At 45.2% G+C, this 17,217-nt stretch carries 11 protein-coding genes, 12 tRNA genes and 1 rRNA gene; all 24 read right to left on the reverse strand.

Annotation, left to right across the window (positions count from 1 at the left end):
• Nucleotides 1-181: 181 nt before the first annotated feature.
• The 24 genes from glmS to rrf all read right to left on the reverse strand — a co-directional run bounded on the left by glmS (nt 182) and on the right by rrf (nt 17,075).
• Nucleotides 182-2,008, reverse strand: a complete 1,827-nt coding sequence (glmS, locus tag BXP28_RS15125) for a glutamine--fructose-6-phosphate transaminase (isomerizing) (RefSeq protein ID WP_023482930.1) — start codon at nt 2,006-2,008, stop codon at nt 182-184.
• Between the two features lie 954 nt (nt 2,009-2,962).
• Nucleotides 2,963-4,303, reverse strand: coding sequence for a phosphoglucosamine mutase (gene glmM / locus BXP28_RS15130; RefSeq protein ID WP_036655459.1), 1,341 nt, complete (start codon nt 4,301-4,303; stop codon nt 2,963-2,965).
• Nucleotides 4,304-4,327: 24 nt separating this feature from the next.
• A complete protein-coding gene (locus BXP28_RS15135; protein ID WP_036655461.1) occupies nt 4,328-5,560 on the reverse strand; it encodes a CdaR family protein in 1,233 nt (410 codons plus the stop codon).
• Nucleotides 5,553-6,368 (reverse strand): diadenylate cyclase CdaA, encoded by an 816-nt coding sequence (cdaA, locus tag BXP28_RS15140; protein WP_023482933.1) that lies wholly within the window; start codon nt 6,366-6,368, stop codon nt 5,553-5,555. Before cdaA ends, BXP28_RS15135 begins: the two co-directional genes overlap by 8 nt.
• Before the next feature lie 174 nt (nt 6,369-6,542).
• A complete protein-coding gene (locus BXP28_RS15145) occupies nt 6,543-7,148 on the reverse strand; it encodes a zf-HC2 domain-containing protein (protein ID WP_024095356.1) in 606 nt (201 codons plus the stop codon).
• A 69-nt stretch (nt 7,149-7,217) separates the two neighbouring features.
• Entirely contained in the window at nt 7,218-7,796 is a 579-nt protein-coding gene (gene sigW / locus BXP28_RS15150; RefSeq protein ID WP_023482935.1) for an RNA polymerase sigma factor SigW, read from the reverse strand.
• Nucleotides 7,797-8,023: 227 nt separating this feature from the next.
• Entirely contained in the window at nt 8,024-10,807 is a 2,784-nt protein-coding gene (gene ppc / locus BXP28_RS15155) for a phosphoenolpyruvate carboxylase (protein ID WP_023482936.1), read from the reverse strand.
• A gap of 382 nt (nt 10,808-11,189) precedes the next feature.
• Nucleotides 11,190-11,260 (reverse strand) — tRNA-Gly (locus tag BXP28_RS15160).
• Between the two features lie 9 nt (nt 11,261-11,269).
• Nucleotides 11,270-11,346 (reverse strand) — tRNA-Pro (locus BXP28_RS15165).
• Nucleotides 11,347-11,406: 60 nt separating this feature from the next.
• Nucleotides 11,407-11,483, reverse strand: a tRNA-Arg gene (locus tag BXP28_RS15170).
• A 5-nt stretch (nt 11,484-11,488) separates the two neighbouring features.
• Nucleotides 11,489-11,563: transfer RNA gene (locus BXP28_RS15175), tRNA-Gly, on the reverse strand.
• A gap of 215 nt (nt 11,564-11,778) precedes the next feature.
• Nucleotides 11,779-12,099 (reverse strand): cytochrome aa3 quinol oxidase subunit IV, encoded by a 321-nt coding sequence (gene qoxD, locus BXP28_RS15180; protein WP_023483469.1) that lies wholly within the window; start codon nt 12,097-12,099, stop codon nt 11,779-11,781.
• Nucleotides 12,100-12,720 carry a cytochrome aa3 quinol oxidase subunit III gene (qoxC, locus tag BXP28_RS15185; protein WP_024095358.1) on the reverse strand — a complete coding sequence of 207 codons (621 nt, stop codon included), beginning with the start codon at nt 12,718-12,720 and terminating at the stop codon, nt 12,100-12,102.
• A gap of 10 nt (nt 12,721-12,730) precedes the next feature.
• Nucleotides 12,731-14,668 (reverse strand): cytochrome aa3 quinol oxidase subunit I, encoded by a 1,938-nt coding sequence (qoxB, locus tag BXP28_RS15190; RefSeq protein WP_023483471.1) that lies wholly within the window; start codon nt 14,666-14,668, stop codon nt 12,731-12,733.
• Between the two features lie 18 nt (nt 14,669-14,686).
• On the reverse strand, nt 14,687-15,661 hold the full coding sequence (gene qoxA / locus BXP28_RS15195; RefSeq protein ID WP_023483472.1) for a cytochrome aa3 quinol oxidase subunit II: 975 nt from the start codon (nt 15,659-15,661) through the stop codon (nt 14,687-14,689).
• A gap of 565 nt (nt 15,662-16,226) precedes the next feature.
• Nucleotides 16,227-16,307: transfer RNA gene (locus BXP28_RS15200), tRNA-Leu, on the reverse strand.
• 37 nt (nt 16,308-16,344) lie between these two features.
• Nucleotides 16,345-16,420: transfer RNA gene (locus BXP28_RS15205), tRNA-Lys, on the reverse strand.
• A 7-nt stretch (nt 16,421-16,427) separates the two neighbouring features.
• Nucleotides 16,428-16,502, reverse strand: a tRNA-Gln gene (locus BXP28_RS15210).
• Between the two features lie 3 nt (nt 16,503-16,505).
• Nucleotides 16,506-16,581 (reverse strand) — tRNA-Thr (locus BXP28_RS15215).
• An 18-nt stretch (nt 16,582-16,599) separates the two neighbouring features.
• Nucleotides 16,600-16,675: transfer RNA gene (locus BXP28_RS15220), tRNA-Val, on the reverse strand.
• 45 nt (nt 16,676-16,720) lie between these two features.
• Nucleotides 16,721-16,792 (reverse strand) — tRNA-Glu (locus tag BXP28_RS15225).
• 7 nt (nt 16,793-16,799) lie between these two features.
• Nucleotides 16,800-16,872 (reverse strand) — tRNA-Thr (locus BXP28_RS15230).
• Between the two features lie 4 nt (nt 16,873-16,876).
• A tRNA-Asn gene (locus tag BXP28_RS15235) sits at nt 16,877-16,952 on the reverse strand.
• A 6-nt stretch (nt 16,953-16,958) separates the two neighbouring features.
• Nucleotides 16,959-17,075, reverse strand: a 5S ribosomal RNA gene (gene rrf / locus BXP28_RS15240).
• Between the last annotated feature and the right edge of the window lie 142 nt (nt 17,076-17,217).

The raw sequence follows: 17,217 nt of genomic DNA on the forward strand, positions 1-17,217 counted from the left end.
TTTTACCTTCCAAAGGAAGTCACCATCAACAATCACACTACCTTAAAAAGAGGGCAGCCCGAAATGATTCCTTCAGGCTCCCCTCTAGATGCACTAATCATCTTGCATGTTAGTTCCACACATTTTTTACTGGTTCCACAGTTTTTTATCACGGGACATTTTTCTTTAAATCTATCCCAACTTACTCCACGGTCACGCTCTTAGCCAGGTTACGCGGCTTATCTACGTCGTTGCCGCGTGCCAGGGAAGCGTAGTAGGACAGCAGCTGCAGAGGTACTACGGAAAGGGCCGGGGACAGCAGATCCAGCGTTTGCGGGATCACAAAATACTGATCTACGGATTTCTTCAGTTCTTTATCTCCTTCATGGCTCAGTCCAAGCACATGTGCTCCGCGGGCTGTTACTTCCTTGATGTTGCTGACGGTTTTCTCGAACAGGTCAGCTTGTGTAGCCAGTGCGATAACCGGTACTCCCTCTTCGATCAGTGCCAGTGTACCGTGTTTAAGCTCACCGGCAGCATAAGCTTCGGAATGGATGTAAGAAATTTCCTTAAGCTTCAGGGAACCTTCCAATGCTACCGCATAGTCCAGGCCACGTCCAATGAAGAACAGATCTTCATAGCCCGCAATTTCTTCAGCAAATTTCTTGATTTCGTCGGTCCGGTTCAGGATGCTTTCCACTTGCTCCGGCAGGCTTTTCATTGCTGCGATGACATTCTTGATGTAAGCCTCGTCTTTCGTACCGAGCTGCTGAGCCAGATGAAGGCCAAGCAGGTAGAACGAAATCAGCATGGTTGTATATGCTTTGGTCGATGCCACTGCGATTTCCGGTCCTGCCCAAGTCAGGATCAGGTCATCCGCTTCACGGGCTACGGAACTTCCTACTACGTTTGTAATAGCCAAAATACGGGCACCGCAGCGTTTAGCTTCCCGCAGGGCCGCCAGTGTATCTGCCGTTTCACCGGATTGGCTCACACCGATTACCAGCGTTTTGTCCGTAATGATTGGGGTACGGTAACGGTATTCGGAAGCAACATCGACTTCTACCGGAATGCGAGCCAGGTTTTCGATCACATATTTCCCGACCAATCCGGCGTGATATGCGGTACCGCAAGCGACAATGTGAATCCGGTCTATGTTCTTGATGTCCTCTTTGGACATGCTCACTTGTTCCAGGTTAATTTTATCCCCATCCGCAATACGGCTTCCCATGGTATCCCGATAAGCTTTCGGCTGGTCGTAGATCTCTTTCAGCATAAAGTGCTCGTAACCCGCCTTTTCCGCGGTAATCAGATCCCAATCGACATGGAACATTTCCCGAGAAATAAAATTACCCTCGATTGTTCTTAATTCGACACCATCCCGTGTCAGAACAGCCATTTCACCATCATTCAGAATATATACATTACGGGTATATTCAAGGATTGCCGGAATATCCGAGCCGATGAAGTTTTCCCCTTCACCTACTCCAATGATCAGCGGGCTGGCCAAACGTACGGCAACCAGTTTATCCGGTTCATACTCGGTCAATACACCAAGTGCGAAGGCACCCCGTATTTGTTTTACGGCCTGCTGAACTGCTTTGACGATATCTCCGTCATACAGTTCGCTGATCAAATGGGCAATCACTTCCGTATCCGTTTCAGATGCAAAATGATGACCTTTGGCGATAAGTTCTTCTTTCAGTGCAATGTAATTTTCGATAATTCCGTTATGCACAACTGCAAATTTGGAAGAGTCATCCGTATGAGGATGTGAATTCACGTCCGATGGTTTCCCATGGGTAGCCCAGCGTGTATGGCCAATCCCTACGCTTCCTTGAACAGGTTCCTCATTCAGTTTGGACTCCAAAATAGCCAGGCGTCCTTTCGCTTTCTTAACCTGAAGACCTTGTTTTGTTTGAACTGCGATTCCCGCAGAGTCGTATCCTCTATATTCAAGCTTGCTCAGTCCATTGATCAGTACTTCTCTTGAGTTCCGGTTTCCGATATATCCAACAATTCCACACATAAGTCGATTCCCTCCGTTATTGAATAAGCCTGCTGACTATTGATGTCACATGCTTCGTTCATTCAAGTTTTCCGGATCGGAATCCTTTTGAGGCCAACACAAATAAAGGTACGCTATCTGTCATTTTTTGAAGCGTATCTAGATTTGGGCAGCACAAAAAAAGGTCCGATCCCTTAAATTTTCCGAAAAATCATATGCATCATTATGCTGGAATCTTGTTTACCCGGTCACCCGGGCAGTTTGCTTTCCAAGCTTACGGCATGAATGAAATGCCGGAAGGTCCCCGCCGAATGTTTCGAACACCTTCACCTCGTCAACTTAGATGCTCTTCGCTTCTTCTTCCCACCTGCCATTGTCTTTCCTTACGCTCCTTCGACAAAACAGATATGCAGCCAGGCTGCCGGGATGAAAAAGACTCCGATGCCATCCTAAGTTCTGGCGCTTATGTTGCTTCCTACCTCTACCCTACCTTTCTCTTCTTGAGTGGAAAAAACATATATACATCATATTCATTTTGGAGCCGTAATGCAACTCCAGAAAACGCTGAGTTTTAAAAAAAACTAAATGAAATCGTTTATATATGTCGATTTATAGGAGTTTTTATTAATTTTATAATTTTGATTTCCATCCGAACGGATACAAGATATAGTTAAATTTGAACCGTATTTATCTATATCTTCTCTATTAAACACTCAATTGTGGTTTTTATATAGCTTAAGGTGGGTCAGCTAAAGAGTTACACCCGTTTTTGGAGCCCGTGAAAATACCGCTAATTTCAATCTCTTTTGCGGGTTCCGGGCAAACGGCTGGAGGGATATCCCCACCGTCTTATACAGACCATTTCTCCCGTAAAGTTGGTTTTTCAAAAGCTAAAACCACCAAAATTTTAATATTTTGGTGGTTTTTTATAGCCCGGCTATTTCTATTGATCTAGCTATCTATGAAACTCAAAAACTAGCAAAGCTCTCTTTGCACTATTTCGGCAATTTGCTGCACATGTGTTTCCACCTGATCCTTATCCGGACCTTCTGCCATAACACGGATGAGGGACTCTGTGCCCGATGGCCGAACCAGAACCCGGCCATTGCTGCCAAGCTCTGCTTCAACGGCTTGGATAACATCTGCGACTGCCTGATTATCTTTCAGCTTGTTCTTATCCCCTACACGTACATTCACAAGTACCTGCGGGGATTTCCTCATGATGCTCTTCATTTCATTCAGTTTTTTGCCGGCTTTCCTCACCGTATTGACCAGCTGAAGACCGGTAAGAATACCGTCGCCCGTAGTATTGTGATCAAGGAAGATCACATGCCCGGATTGTTCTCCACCCAGATTATAGCCGCCTTTACGCATTTCCTCCATCACGTAGCGGTCGCCTACAGCTGTTTGAACCGCTTTTAAACCGACCTTCTCTATGCCTTTAAAGAATCCGATATTAGCCATTACAGTCGTTACAATGGTACCCTGCTTCAGCTTGCCGCTTTGGTGCATATCGTGACCGCAAATACTAAGAATGAAGTCGCCGTCTACTTCTTCTCCATTCTCATCCACTGCGATTAAGCGGTCGGCATCCCCGTCAAAAGCAAGACCCAGGTCCGCTTTCTCTTTGACGACCAATTCTTTCAGCTTTTCCGGATGAGTCGAGCCACAATGGTCGTTGATGTTGGTTCCGTTTGGATATGCCGCCATCGTAATTACTTCTGCGCCGAGGTCTTTAAATACTTTCGGCGCCAGTTCATAGGCAGCCCCGTTAGCACAATCAAGTACAATTTTCATGCCTTCAAAAGATACATCTACCGTCGATTTTAAAAATTCCGCATACTTGAATTTGAGTTCTTCATCGTCCAGCACCGATCCGATATTTCCGCCAATCGGTCTAGGCAGTTCATCGGTCTCGGCATCAAGCAGGCGCTCAATCTCAAGCTCTGTCTCGTCCAACAGCTTAAAACCGTCTCCCCCGAAAAACTTAATGCCGTTATCTTCCACAGGATTGTGGGAAGCAGAGATCATAACTCCCGCGTCCGCATCCAATGTTCTTGTTAAGTAAGCCACGGCCGGTGTAGAGACTACCCCGACCCGGATTACGTTTGCTCCAATGGAAAGTAGCCCTGCTACCAGTGCTGCCTCCAGCATAGGACCGGAGATACGGGTATCGCGGCCAATAATCACCTTGGGATGTTCCGCCTTTCCTGTCAGTACATACCCGCCGCATCGGCCGATTTTGTAAGCCAGTTCAGGCGTCAATTCTCTGTTTGCGATTCCGCGTACTCCGTCTGTCCCAAAATATTTCCCCATTTTGTTCATTCCCCTTTTCTGCTATCACTTTGCCCTTTTCTTTTTTTCGGTAATGGTAACAGTGGCTTTAATCTCGCCGGTTGCATTTTTAATATATGGCGGAAGATTAATATTGACCGTTACTTCATGATCACCTGGCGGAAGATTGGTCACGTCTATAGCAGCCTGAATATCTTCCAGTTTCACCTCATTGAGGAGCGTTTGCGCTCCTTCCATGGTAAAGCTAATTTGCCCGGATTCCGGTGTTGTAATTTTGGCATTCATATTCTTCGCAAGCCCCGTTATATTTAGGGGGAAATTTTCGACCTGCTTGGTCACCGAAGGTACGATTTCCACCGTCACATCCACTTTATCCGGATCTGTTTGTGTTACATTATTCCGATGAGGAATATCCAATGTAAATTTCTTCGTTTCCTTCAAATCCGCCAAATTCACTTCAGGCCCTTCATAAAACTCCATTTTATCCAAATCATTAGGCGAGTTTGAATATACTGTCACTTTATCGGTACTCTGCTTGACAGAGGCAACCGCAAATCCCGGCGGGGGGTCCCCAACCAATTTGATCTGTAAAGGCATAGCCTTAAACGGCATCGTTACCGGCACTTCTACATCCACTACGGCAGGTGATACCTCAAAATCAAGCTCTTTACCCTTTTTATCAAAGGCCCTTAGTTTCACCTGCTGTTTAATAGTTGAATCCGCCTGATCCACGGAGATCTCCCCGTGTACGGAATCTACCAGGTCCGCTTTGCTGTCTGGTACGGTGACATGTACCCGGTTAGGCTTAACTATAGGTTGTCCTGCTTTAAAGCCTTCTTTCGGTGTTCCCGTCACATCAATGACAACAGGAACCTCTTTTTTCTGCTGCTTCTCAATGGCAACCTTCACCGTTCGCGGGTAAATTTCCCAATCCAGGGAAGAAGGCAGCCCTACCGCCATAGGAGCGAGATAGTATTCACCAGCGGAGGCCTTCGTTAAATCAAGCTCGATCTTATAATTACTGGTACTAACTTTATCAATGTCAAACTGTCTGCCTTTTAGACGAATCGTTACTTCAGACGGTTCTATGGATGAGACATAATACTGGCTGGAGTCATATTTCGGAACTACGGCCACATTACTGATCGTTTGCTCCTTTAAGCCCACTGAAGAAATATTTCCCGTGTTCCCGTCCATACGGACAACCACCCATAGCATAATGCCCAGCATAAGGGCGACAACTTTCACAACATTTGGATTTCGCAGCCACTTATCCACGTCTTCGTCCCTCCCACCATTTCTTGAAAGGGTTCTTGTCTCCGCTGCGTCCCTGCGGTTTCAACTGCTCGAACAATTTGGAGATTAAAGACTCTTCCTTGATGTCGCGGACAATTTGTCCATTAAGAGAAAGCGAAATTTGTCCGGTTTCTTCCGAAACGATCAAACAAACCGCATCTGAAACTTCACTCATGCCAATAGCCGCACGGTGCCTGGTTCCGAGCTCCTTGCTGATAAAAGGATTCTCCGAAAGAGGCAAATAACATCCGGCAGCCATAATCTGATGGCCGCGAATGATGACGGCACCATCATGAAGAGGTGTATTAGGGATAAAAATATTGATCAGCAGTTCCGAACTAATTTTGGACTCCATAGGAATCCCGGACTCGATATAATCAGTAAGGCCTGTCTCTTTTTCAAACACAATAAGCGCGCCGATTTTACGTTTGGATAAATAATTCAGCGCTTTGATAACTTCAGCAATTCGCTTGTTTACATCCTGATCAAGATCATTGCTTCTGCTAAATAATTTTCCTCGTCCGAGCTGTTCCAGAGCCCGTCTTAATTCAGGTTGAAAAATTATGATGATGGCAATAACCCCGATGTTAAACATCTGGTTCATCATCCACTGCAGGGTATTAAGCTTAAACAAAAAACTGAACGCCCAGGTGGCCACCACGATGAAAATCCCTTTCATCAGCTGAATGGCTCTTGTTCCCCGGATCAGCATAATCAGTTTATATATGACATAACTGACAATCAGAATATCAACAATGTCGTTGAATGAAAAAACAGCGAAGTATTCCATCCTTTATCCCCCAGACCAACACCTTACCGATTAACGTAGTATTTCTATTGTTTTCTGTCTATTCCTAGATGATACCACATTCAAAGCAAATCTTCTATTGGGGGGAAATGCCATAACTTCCACCGGCAAAAAAACAGGACATAAATAAGCCTCCCTGTTAGGGAGGCCAGTTCTTTATTTCGTAAACGAGCTAAAGAATTCATTCACTTTATACCACAGCCATCCAATTGATTCATTTATGCGCTGTACGTTTCCTGAGATGTGTGCCGTGGAAGCCAAATTCAGCGTGCCGTCAATAAGTGTAAGATTTCCGTCCAACTCACCCTCTACATCCAGCTCTCCACCTTGTACGACAAGGTTCCCGTTAACGGTAACCCCTTCAGGAACAATAACTGTATTCCCATCAATAATGACTTGACCAGATTCAGGCCCCTTGACCATGACCTGCTTGTTTTCGTCCCAAAGAGTGAGAAAGCTTCCTAACATGACTACAACAAAAACGACTGCAACCGAGAGGCCCGGATGCCTTCGCAGCCAATGGACCACTGAGTTACGTTTCTTCTCAGGAGGCAGTTTGGTCATGATACGATCGGTAAGATCGTCAGGCAATTGCGCGGTAGGTATAGACTTGACGAGCGCATCAGTTGTCTCCATTTGCTTGTAGAGTTTCCTGCACCCGGGGCACGCAATAAGATGTTCTTTCAGTGCTAAGGCGTCAGCACCCTGTAAATCCCCGTCCAGATACTCATGCATGAGGGGAAGGGCTTGTTTGCAATCCACCTAGAGCCACTCCTTTCTTGGTCCTCTACCGTTCGTGTAATACATTACGTTTCACTGTCTCAAGATGTTTCATCTTTTTTTCTGATACTCGTCAGATAATTTTTGACGTAAATATTCCCTTCCCCGGTGGACTCTGGTCTTAACCGTAGTAACAGGGATATTGAGCACATCACTGATTTCTTGAAGGGACATATCATGCAAGTAACGCAGTACAACAATCGTTTTATATTTTACTGGGAGTGTATTGATAGCACAGCGGATATGCTCCTGAGTCTCAGACAGAATAACCTGATCTTCCGGAGTATCCTCTTTACTGGGCAGCATGGCATAAAAATCATTCCCCTCGCTGTCCGGCATTTCTGCGTCGAGAGAGTACGTTGGTTTTCTTTTGCGAAGTCGGTCAATACACAAGTTTGTTGCAATTCGAAAAATCCAGGTTGAGAATTTCTGTTTCACATCATACCGCTCTAAATTCATATAAACACGCAAAAAAGTTTCCTGAACCGCATCTTCCGCTTCCTGGGAGTTACTTAGCATACGGTATGCAAGATGATAAATTTTATCCTTGTACAGATTTACCAACTCTGCAAAAGCTCCACGATCCCCTTTTCGCGCCAGTTTTGCTAGCCGTACCTCTACAACATTCACTCCAAATCCCCCAACTTTAGAAGTTCTTTCGTTTCTCGTTTTCTTTCTGTATCTCTTCGTACCACATGCCCCGGTTTGTCCTTCAATATTACCTTATTGTAACACAAAAAGTATCCTGCCGTGAGCAGGTTCCAAGGCCCGTTCAGACAGCATGTATGTATAGGAGAGACGGATCAACCGTCTTCATACCGGTTACCGCCCCTGCATCATGATAGGAAAAATGAGAATCATCCCGTATTCCTTAATCCGGCAGCGATGCCGTTGATAGTAAGTAAAACTTCTCTTAAGAGTTCCGCATCATCGTTGCCTTCTTCACGGAGTGCCCTTAACTCGGTCAACAGGTCAACCTGCAGGTAGCTGAGCGGGTCCACATACGGGTTGCGCAGACGGATGGACTCCTGAATTACAGGTACATTGTCGAGAATTCCTTTCTGTCCTGTGATTTTCAATATCAGGGAAGAGGTTAACTTGAATTCCTCCCGGATGAATTCAAAAATACGCTGTCCCGCCTCCTGATCTTTGACCATGCGGGCATATTCCTGGGCGATCAGTAGATCAGCTTTAGCCAGGGCCATTTGCAGACCATCGATCATGGACCGGAAGAAAGGCCACTTCTCATACATTGTCCTCATGATTTGCAGATTCTCTTCCTTACCCTGATAGAAGCTCTGTAAGCCCGTTCCTGCAGCGTACCAGGCTGGCAGCAAATATCGGCTTTGGGTCCAGGCAAAAACCCATGGAATGGCTCTGAGGTCTTCAAAACGGTCGCTGTTCTTCCGTTTGGAAGGTCTTGATCCGATATTTAGCTCTCCGACTTCGGGCAGCGGGGTAGTTTCCTTGAAGAAGGTTAAGAAGTCCGGATCACGGAAGATCAGATCCTGATACTTGTTATAAGCCGCCTCTGAAATACCCACCATGATTTCATCCCATTCTGCTTCGTACGGCAGAACCTCCGGCTTGCGGGAAATGACTGTTGCAGTAATCAACGCGCAGGTTGCTTGTTCCAGGCTTCGGTAAGCAATCCCTTGAAGAGAGTAACGGGATGACAGAACTTCTCCCTGTTCCGTGATTTTAATGCCTCCTCCGATTGTATCGGCAGGCTGTGTAAGAATGCTCCTGTTAAGCGGCATCCCTCCGCGGCCCAATGAACCCCCGCGGCCATGGAAGAACTTCACCTTAACGCCATATTTATCTGATGCTGCCGTAATACTTCGCAGAGCCAACCTTAATTCATAATTTGCTGTTATAACCCCGCCGTCTTTATTGCTGTCGGAGTATCCCAGCATGATCTCCTGACGGTCGCCGTATGCTTCCACGCTTTCACGATAAGCCGGAATCTCGTAGACTGTGTTCATGATCTCGGGGGCTGCATGCAAGTCCTCAATTGTCTCAAAAAGAGGAACCGGCTGCAGCGTGCTTGTTATCGTACCGTCTTTTTCTTTGCGGTACAATCCCACTTCCTTGGCAAAAAGAAGGACTTCCAAAAGATCACTGGAGCCTTGGGTCATACTGATCAAATAACTGGTGATACAAGTTTCCCCAAATTCTTTTTGTGCTTGCTTCACTGTCTTGAAGACATCCAGACATTCCTGAGTGGATTCCGAATATTCCAGGTAAGGGGTAGTAATTGGCCCTGGGTCGTTCAAAAGCCTGGTCAGCAGGTCTATCTTCGTCTCTTCATCCAATTCGCTGTAATGATCTTGAATGCCCATTTTGGATAAAATCTCATCAAGAGCCAGCTCATGCTCCTTGCTGTGTTGCCGTATATCCAAAGCAGCGACATAGAATCCGAACAGCTCCACCTGCCTGATCAGCTTATTAATATAAGCATCGGCAACAAAATCAGCATAATGATTGCGGAGGCTTCGTTCTATAATGACAAGATCATTGATCAATTCTTCCGGTTTATTATATTTCTGGAACCGGGCAATTTGGTCGTTGCCTGTGTTACGGATCTTTTGAATCATATAACCGATCTTGATTCGGTAAGGTTCTTTTTCGTTCGGCCAGACATCACGCCGGCCCAGGGCCTCCTGATCCGCCTGGAGCGACGCAAGCAGTTCTTCACTGACATTTACAATATTTTTGCTGAAGCTCATATGGTCCCTGATTTCATGCAGAATCTCTTCGTATTTCTTGAGAGCCAGTTGGTGATGGAGCTCCAGAGTATCCCAGGTAACCCGGGAGGTAACGGCAGGGTTTCCGTCCCTGTCTCCTCCTATCCAGGAGCCGAATTTTAAGAATGTCGGTACATGCCAAGTCTCGGAAGGATAATACTTGGTCAGACACCGTTCTAACTCTTGATAAACTTCAGGAATAACATCAAAGAGTGTCTCATCAAAATAATATAAACCGTTATGAACCTCATCAAGCACCGTTGGTTTTCGGTCCCGAAGTTCATCCGTTTGCCAAAGCGTCATGACTTCCGCCTGGAGTTTTTCCCTTAGCTGCTCCCGTTCGCGGTACGTAAGTGTAGGGTTGTCCAGCAACATTACGTCTTTGGCAATACGTTGGTGTATATTCAGCACGGTTCTCCGGACAGCTTCGGTCGGATGGGCGGTCATAACCAATTCTAAGGTCACACCGCCTATCATTTCCTTCAGCTCTTCCGCGGGAACGTTTTTTTGTTTTAAGTGTTGGATAATGCTTTCAATAGAACCCGGCTGAATCATGACACCAGATGTACGCTCATAATCTCTCTTTCTCCGGATCCGGTGATTCTGTTCTGCAATATTCACCAGTTGGAAATAAATCGCGAACGCCCGAACAACTTGGTGGCGGATTTCCGGATTTAAGGAGTGAATTGTTTCTTTAAATTCACGAAATACTTCAGGATTATATTGAGCCCGAAGGGATTTGCTCATCTCTCTGATTTTTTCAACTACTGTTAACAACCCATTGCCACCCTGATGCACAAGCACTTCGCCCAAAATATGCCCAAGGAAGCTGATATCCCGGCGAAGCAGGTTATTGGTAACGTTTCTCTGAAATACCATTTCGTTATCCGACATTCTCTCACCTCATCTTTATGTAGCCGCCTGCATAAGTTGAATCTTGATCTTGATCTGGTTCAAGTCCTGTTCATTTCAGAATATTTTACCACAATAAAGGATTCCGATATAGGGATTTTTTCTGGAAATCCCGCTCAGCCTTGATAGAAGCAGGGGGATATTGATACTTTTATGGGTAATGGACCTTTATACGGTTCACGTGAATATAAGTTTATGAGGTTAAGCTTTAAACTCATTAGTTAAGCGGAAAGGGTTTATTTTGTATTCGGGAGAAGCAAGTTTTAAGCATACGCTTTAAGCACAAGACTAAACTAATTTCCCTCAAATATTTATACTGCAAAAAGGGGCTCCATAAAGGAGCCCCTTCTGCACTCGAAAGGTAAGCGGGTGATGGGAATCGAACCCACGCTACCAGCTTGGAAGGCTGGAGTTCTACCATTAAACTACACCCGCAAATCTATATGGTCGGGACGACACGATTTGAACATGCGACCCCCTGGTCCCAAACCAGGTGCTCTACCAAGCTGAGCTACGTCCCGAAGCAGAGGTGATGCTGCCGCTTTGAGTACAATACTCAAAAGCTTAACTCGAGTTATAAATGGCGTGCCCTGAGAGATTCGAACTCCCGACCTTTTGATTCGTAGTCAAACGCTCTATCCAGCTGAGCTAAGGGCACACATATGGAGCGGAAGACGGGATTCGAACCCGCGACCCTCGCCTTGGCAAGGCGATGCTCTACCCCTGAGCCACTTCCGCAGATAATCACGTATTTCAAATGTCACAAGAAGTAATATAACAAAAACCAATAAAGAATGCAACCTTTTTTTAAATTTTTTTCTTCTTAATTAAGGGAATAATTGGAAGGTCATCTGGAGCGAATATTATTGAAAAAAAGTGCAGAGGTTCTATATCCCTCTGCACGATCCATTGAATTTTCTGTCCGTATTAAATACTTATATAGCTTTTGCATGCTAGTGGGCGGCATGCCCGGAAGACATAACCCATACCGATCCGGCGGCAATAACTATAGCAATAAACACTGCGTAGAGCATCGTACCTGTCTGATACTTCCCGTTGCTGCTCTCCGTCATATGCATGAACATGAGGAGCTGAAGAGCAGCTTGCAGGAACGCCAGAATGTAAATGAAGGTCATCAGCACATTAATGCTGAAACCTGATTTAAATGCGACCCAAAGCGCCAGAAGCGTAAGCACGATGGAAACCAGATACCCTACAACGTGTTTCCAAGGGAAACCTTTGTGTTCGGCAGATGTATCGTGTGAATTGGACATTTACATCACCATCCTTGCCAAGTAAACAACTGTGAAAATGAAGATCCATACCACATCCAGGAAATGCCAATACAAACTTACAATAAATACTTTAGAAGAAGTAAACGGTGTAAGCCCCCTCTTCAAAAGCTGGAAGATAATCAGAATCATCCACCCTATTCCGAGGGTAACGTGGGCACCGTGCGTACCGGCCAGAACAAAGAAGGAAGACCAGAAAGCACTGGTACCGATTGTAGCTCCTTCATGGACATATTCTACGAATTCTTTTATTTCAAATCCCAGGAATCCAAGGCCTAATGCCAGTGTAATTACCAGCCATAAAACAAGTCCTTTCACATTCCGCCGGCGCAGTTCATGAACAGCTATGCCGCAGGTAAAGCTGCTGGTAAGCAGTAAAAAGGTCTGTATGAGAACACCTTTGATTTCAAACAAATCCTGAGGTGTAGGTCCGTCTGCCACCCGGTTAACCAGAACCATAAAAGTGGCAAACAAAGTAGAGAACAATACAATTTCTGCCCCAAGGAAAATCCAGAATCCCAAAATATTTAATCGTCCTGTTTCGGACTGATACTCCAAAGGGGCGCCAGAGTTAGATTTATCATGACCGTGTGCTATTTCCATAATGCCCCTCCTATTTTACCGACGAAAGGTCATGTTCAATTTCTTCCAGAGGAACATAGAAACCTTGGTCGTAGTCAAAAGATCTGATGATCATGGTCAAAATGACCCCGATTCCACCGGCAATCGCCATAGGGAACCATTCAAATACAAGTCCAAAGCCGGCAATGAAGAAGAAGACGCCCATTACAAACGGAACACCGGAATTGCTAGGCATATGAATAGGCTGCAAGTTGTCCTTCACAATCCATTTTTTCTTCTCCATCTTCATGTGCCAGAAAGCATCAAGACTCTCTACTTTAGGAACGGCAGCAAAATTGTAATGAGGAGGTATCGCCTTCGGTGTAGCCCATTCAAGCGTACGGCCATCCCAGGCATCACCTGTTTCTTCCCGTTTTTCATATCTGAAGCTGTAGTAAATGTTATATACCAGTAGCAGGAAGGCGATTCCCATCAGGAACGCACCAATGGTAGCCACCATATTCATGCCGCCCCAGCCAGTCTCCGCTGGGTATGTGTAAATCCGTCTTGGCATACCGGCGAGACCCAGGAAATACATTGGCATAAAGCAGACATTAAATCCAATCATGAATATCCAAAAACACCATTTTCCAATACGTTCATTGAGCTTATGGCCAAACATTTTCGGATACCAATAAGTAAGACCGGCAAAACAGGCAAATACAGTACCCGCGATCAGCACATAGTGGAAGTGCGAAATCAGGAAGTACGTATTGTGATATTGATAGTCAGCCGCAGCCATAGCAAGCATAACCCCGGTTACTCCCCCGATAACAAAGTTTACAATAAAACCAAGGGACCACAGCATTGGAGTGGTAAACCGGATTCGGCCCTGATACATCGTAAATAACCAGTTGAACAACTTAACTCCTGTCGGAATCCCGATCGCCATCGTGGAAATAGAGAAGAAGGAGTTAACCAATTCTCCTGAACCCATTGTAAAGAAGTGATGCACCCATACCAGGAAGCTAAGGCCCGCGATAATCAACATGGAATATACCATAGCGTGGTAACCAAACAGCCTCTTCCGGGAAAATGTACTGATGATTTCCGAAAAAATACCGAATGCCGGCAAAATAACGATATAAACCTCAGGATGGCCCCAAAGCCAGAACAAGTTAGCCCAAAGCATATCCATTCCCGCCCCGGCCAATGTAAAGAAGTGCGCACCGAAAAGACGGTCAAACGTCATAAGAGCCAGTGCAACGGTCAAAATAGGAAAAGCAAACACAATAATAATGCTGGTCACTAAGGAAGACCAGGCAAACATAGGCATTTTGAACAGTTTCATGCCGGGGGCACGCATTTTCAGGATGGTTACAATAAAGTTAATCCCTGTTAATAGGGTCCCGATCCCGGAAATTTGCAGACCCAGAAGATAATAGTTCTGTCCTGGTCCCGGACTTAGCTCATTACTCGCCAGCGGCATATAACTGGTCCATCCAGCCTCAGGAGAACCTCCGATGACAAAAGAGATATTAAACAGCATCGCTCCCATAAAGAACGACCAGAAACTGACAGCATTCAAGTAAGGATATGCCACGTCACGCGCGCCGATTTGCAGCGGAAGAACTACGTTCATAATCCCGATCAAAAACGGCATCGCCATAAAAATAATCATGATCGTACCATGTGTGGTAAAAATCTGATTATAGTGGGTGGAATCCAGGAAACCTGCATCCGGAACAGCCAGCTGGGTCCGCATTAATAAAGCATCCACTCCACCGCGAAACAACATCAGGACAGCGGAGATAATGTACATGATCCCGATCTTTTTGTGGTCAACGGTAGTCAGCCACTCTCTCCAAAGCCACTTCCATTTTTTAAAATAAGTAAGACCCGCTACAATGGCGATGGTAGCCAGGATAATGGACGCGTCCGCCCCGTAAATAAGCGGGTCCCCGGTAACGAAAAATTCATCCCATTTCATTCTGTCTTTCCTCCCCCGTTAATGAGAACCTGAGTGGGACTGGTACTCGTGCCCAGATTTCTCTGATTCATACGATCCCATATAAGATAACGGTATATCTTCATTTTTTTTCCGATCAACGGTACCTTTTGGCAATTGACCAAGCTTTTCACGCACCCGTAAAGCATAATCCTGCTCGCGTGCATGATCCACCCACTGCAGATGGGTACTTGAGAATGTCATTACGTCAGCCGGGCCTTGAAGCATTAACTGATCATATTGATCCTGTGTCAAAGGCGGCGCTGTTTGTTTACTTTCATTTACCCATTTTTCAAAATCTTCTTTTGTCTGTGCCGTTACCTTAAAAGTTTGATGGGCAAAACCTTCCCCCGTAAAGTTTGCATTGCGTCCGTCAAACACTCCCGGTTCGTGGGCTTCAAGATAAAGTTTGTTTTCCATGCCGGCCATTGCATATTTCTGGCCGCCTAGTGCCGGAACCCAGAAAGAGGCCATCGAATCGGCAGACGTTAATTTTAACAAAACAGGCCGCCCAGCCGGAATCTTAATGTAATTAACAGTCTCTATGTTTTGCTCAGGATAGCTGAATACCCATTTCCAGTCTACGGATGTTGCATTGATCACCAATGGTTCCTGGGATTCATCTTTTGGTTTTTCAATTGCGTATATCGCTTTCACAGTAGGGATGGACAATGCAATCACGATTATAATCGGAATAATTGTCCAAATCGTCTCCAAAAGCTTGCTCCCCTCTTTTTGCGACGGCTCGTAATCCAGTTTATCTTTGCGTTCCCGGTATTTCACCACAATAATAAAGAACAATGCATAAACCACAAGGATGATAAAGATCATAAAGATGATGGAATACAAGATGAGGTTTTTTTGTTCTTCGGCAACCGGGCCCTTTGGATCAAGTACCACATAATCACAGCCGCTTAATAGAAAAAAAGTCAAAAATAAACCCAGCGTGAACAACGGCTTGTTTGGCTTAATCAAGAGCTTTTCCTTCCCTTCCCTATAACAATTAAGTAATTGAAGATAAATAATGGAGATAAGTAATAATTCCCATTTGCATTCTTTAAGGCTTTTTCATTTTATCAAACTAATCAACTAATAAATGCACAATAAACTAAATGTCACCGTATGTTCAGCATTCGTTCACTGTTCAATCAAAAATTGTTAAAATAAAGTTCACCTTATATCAAGTAATTAACAATAAAGGATATAATCTCATTTTTATTCCGTTAATATTTTACAGTTTTTCACATTAATGCGTAAACAATTTAGTATATGAAAAAGAAGATAAGTTTTGAAGAAGAATTAACGCGAGCTTGTCAAGGATCTTTTTTTCTTGTTTTTTCCAAATATCAGCAGGAAAGGAAGAAATATTGGTCAAGAAAACAAATCTCGCTTATTCTTTATGAATTTAATTATTGACTTTTGCTTCTGTGGCTGAATTTATCCCCGCTCGTGCAGTTAGATCTAGGTATAAAACATGAATAAGCAGGAAGACATACAAAAAAACCTTGCAAGCTAATGGCTTTACAAGGTTTTTAAGTTATGCGCGTGGAGGGACTTGAACCCCCACGTCAAAGACGCTAGATCCTAAGTCTAGTGCGTCTGCCAATTCCGCCACACGCGCACATTATGAAATTATGACCTGACCTCATTGTTTAAACTGGTGAGCCATGAAGGACTCGAACCTTCGACACCCTGATTAAAAGTCAGGTGCTCTACCAACTGAGCTAATGGCTCTAATTAATGGCTGGGGGTATAGGATTCGAACCTATGCATGACGGAGTCAAAGTCCGTTGCCTTACCGCTTGGCTAACCCCCAGCGTGGTGCCGGCGAGAGGACTTGAACCCCCAACCTACTGATTACAAGTCAGTTGCTCTACCAATTGAGCTACACCGGCAATTCATTGTCATATTCATGGTGGACGCTGACGGGATCGAACCGCCGACCCTCTGCTTGTAAGGCAGATGCTCTCCCAGCTGAGCTAAGCGTCCACAATTAGGAATCCCCTCAAAGCCAACGCTTTGCGGGGATTAATATGACCCGTAGGGGATTCGAACCCCTGTTACCTCCGTGAAAGGGAGGTGTCTTAACCCCTTGACCAACGGGCCTTAAGTAAGCTTCCAACCGGGATCGAACCGGTGACCTCATCCTTACCATGGATGCACTCTACCTACTGAGCTATGGAAGCAGACTGGCTCCCCGAACAGGACTCGAACCTGTGACAACTCGATTAACAGTCGAGTGCTCTACCAACTGAGCTATCAGGGAATATAAGCTTGGCAACGTCCTAGTCTCCCAGGACCCTTCGGTCCAAGTACCATCGGCGCTGGAAGGCTTAACGGCCGTGTTCGGGATGGGTACGCGTGGTTCCCTTCCGCTATCGTCACCAAACCGGATTTTTCGAAGCATTGCTTCTTCGATCAGACTGCGAAAAAATATCCTACCTTAGACTACCATTTTTGCGAAGCAAAATATGGCCATTCAGATCGGATTTTTCGAAGCGTTACTGCTTCGATCAGGCTGCGAGAAAATA

The organism is Paenibacillus larvae subsp. larvae (assembly GCF_002003265.1).
Taxonomy (GTDB): Bacteria; Bacillota; Bacilli; order Paenibacillales; family NBRC-103111; genus Paenibacillus_H; species Paenibacillus_H larvae.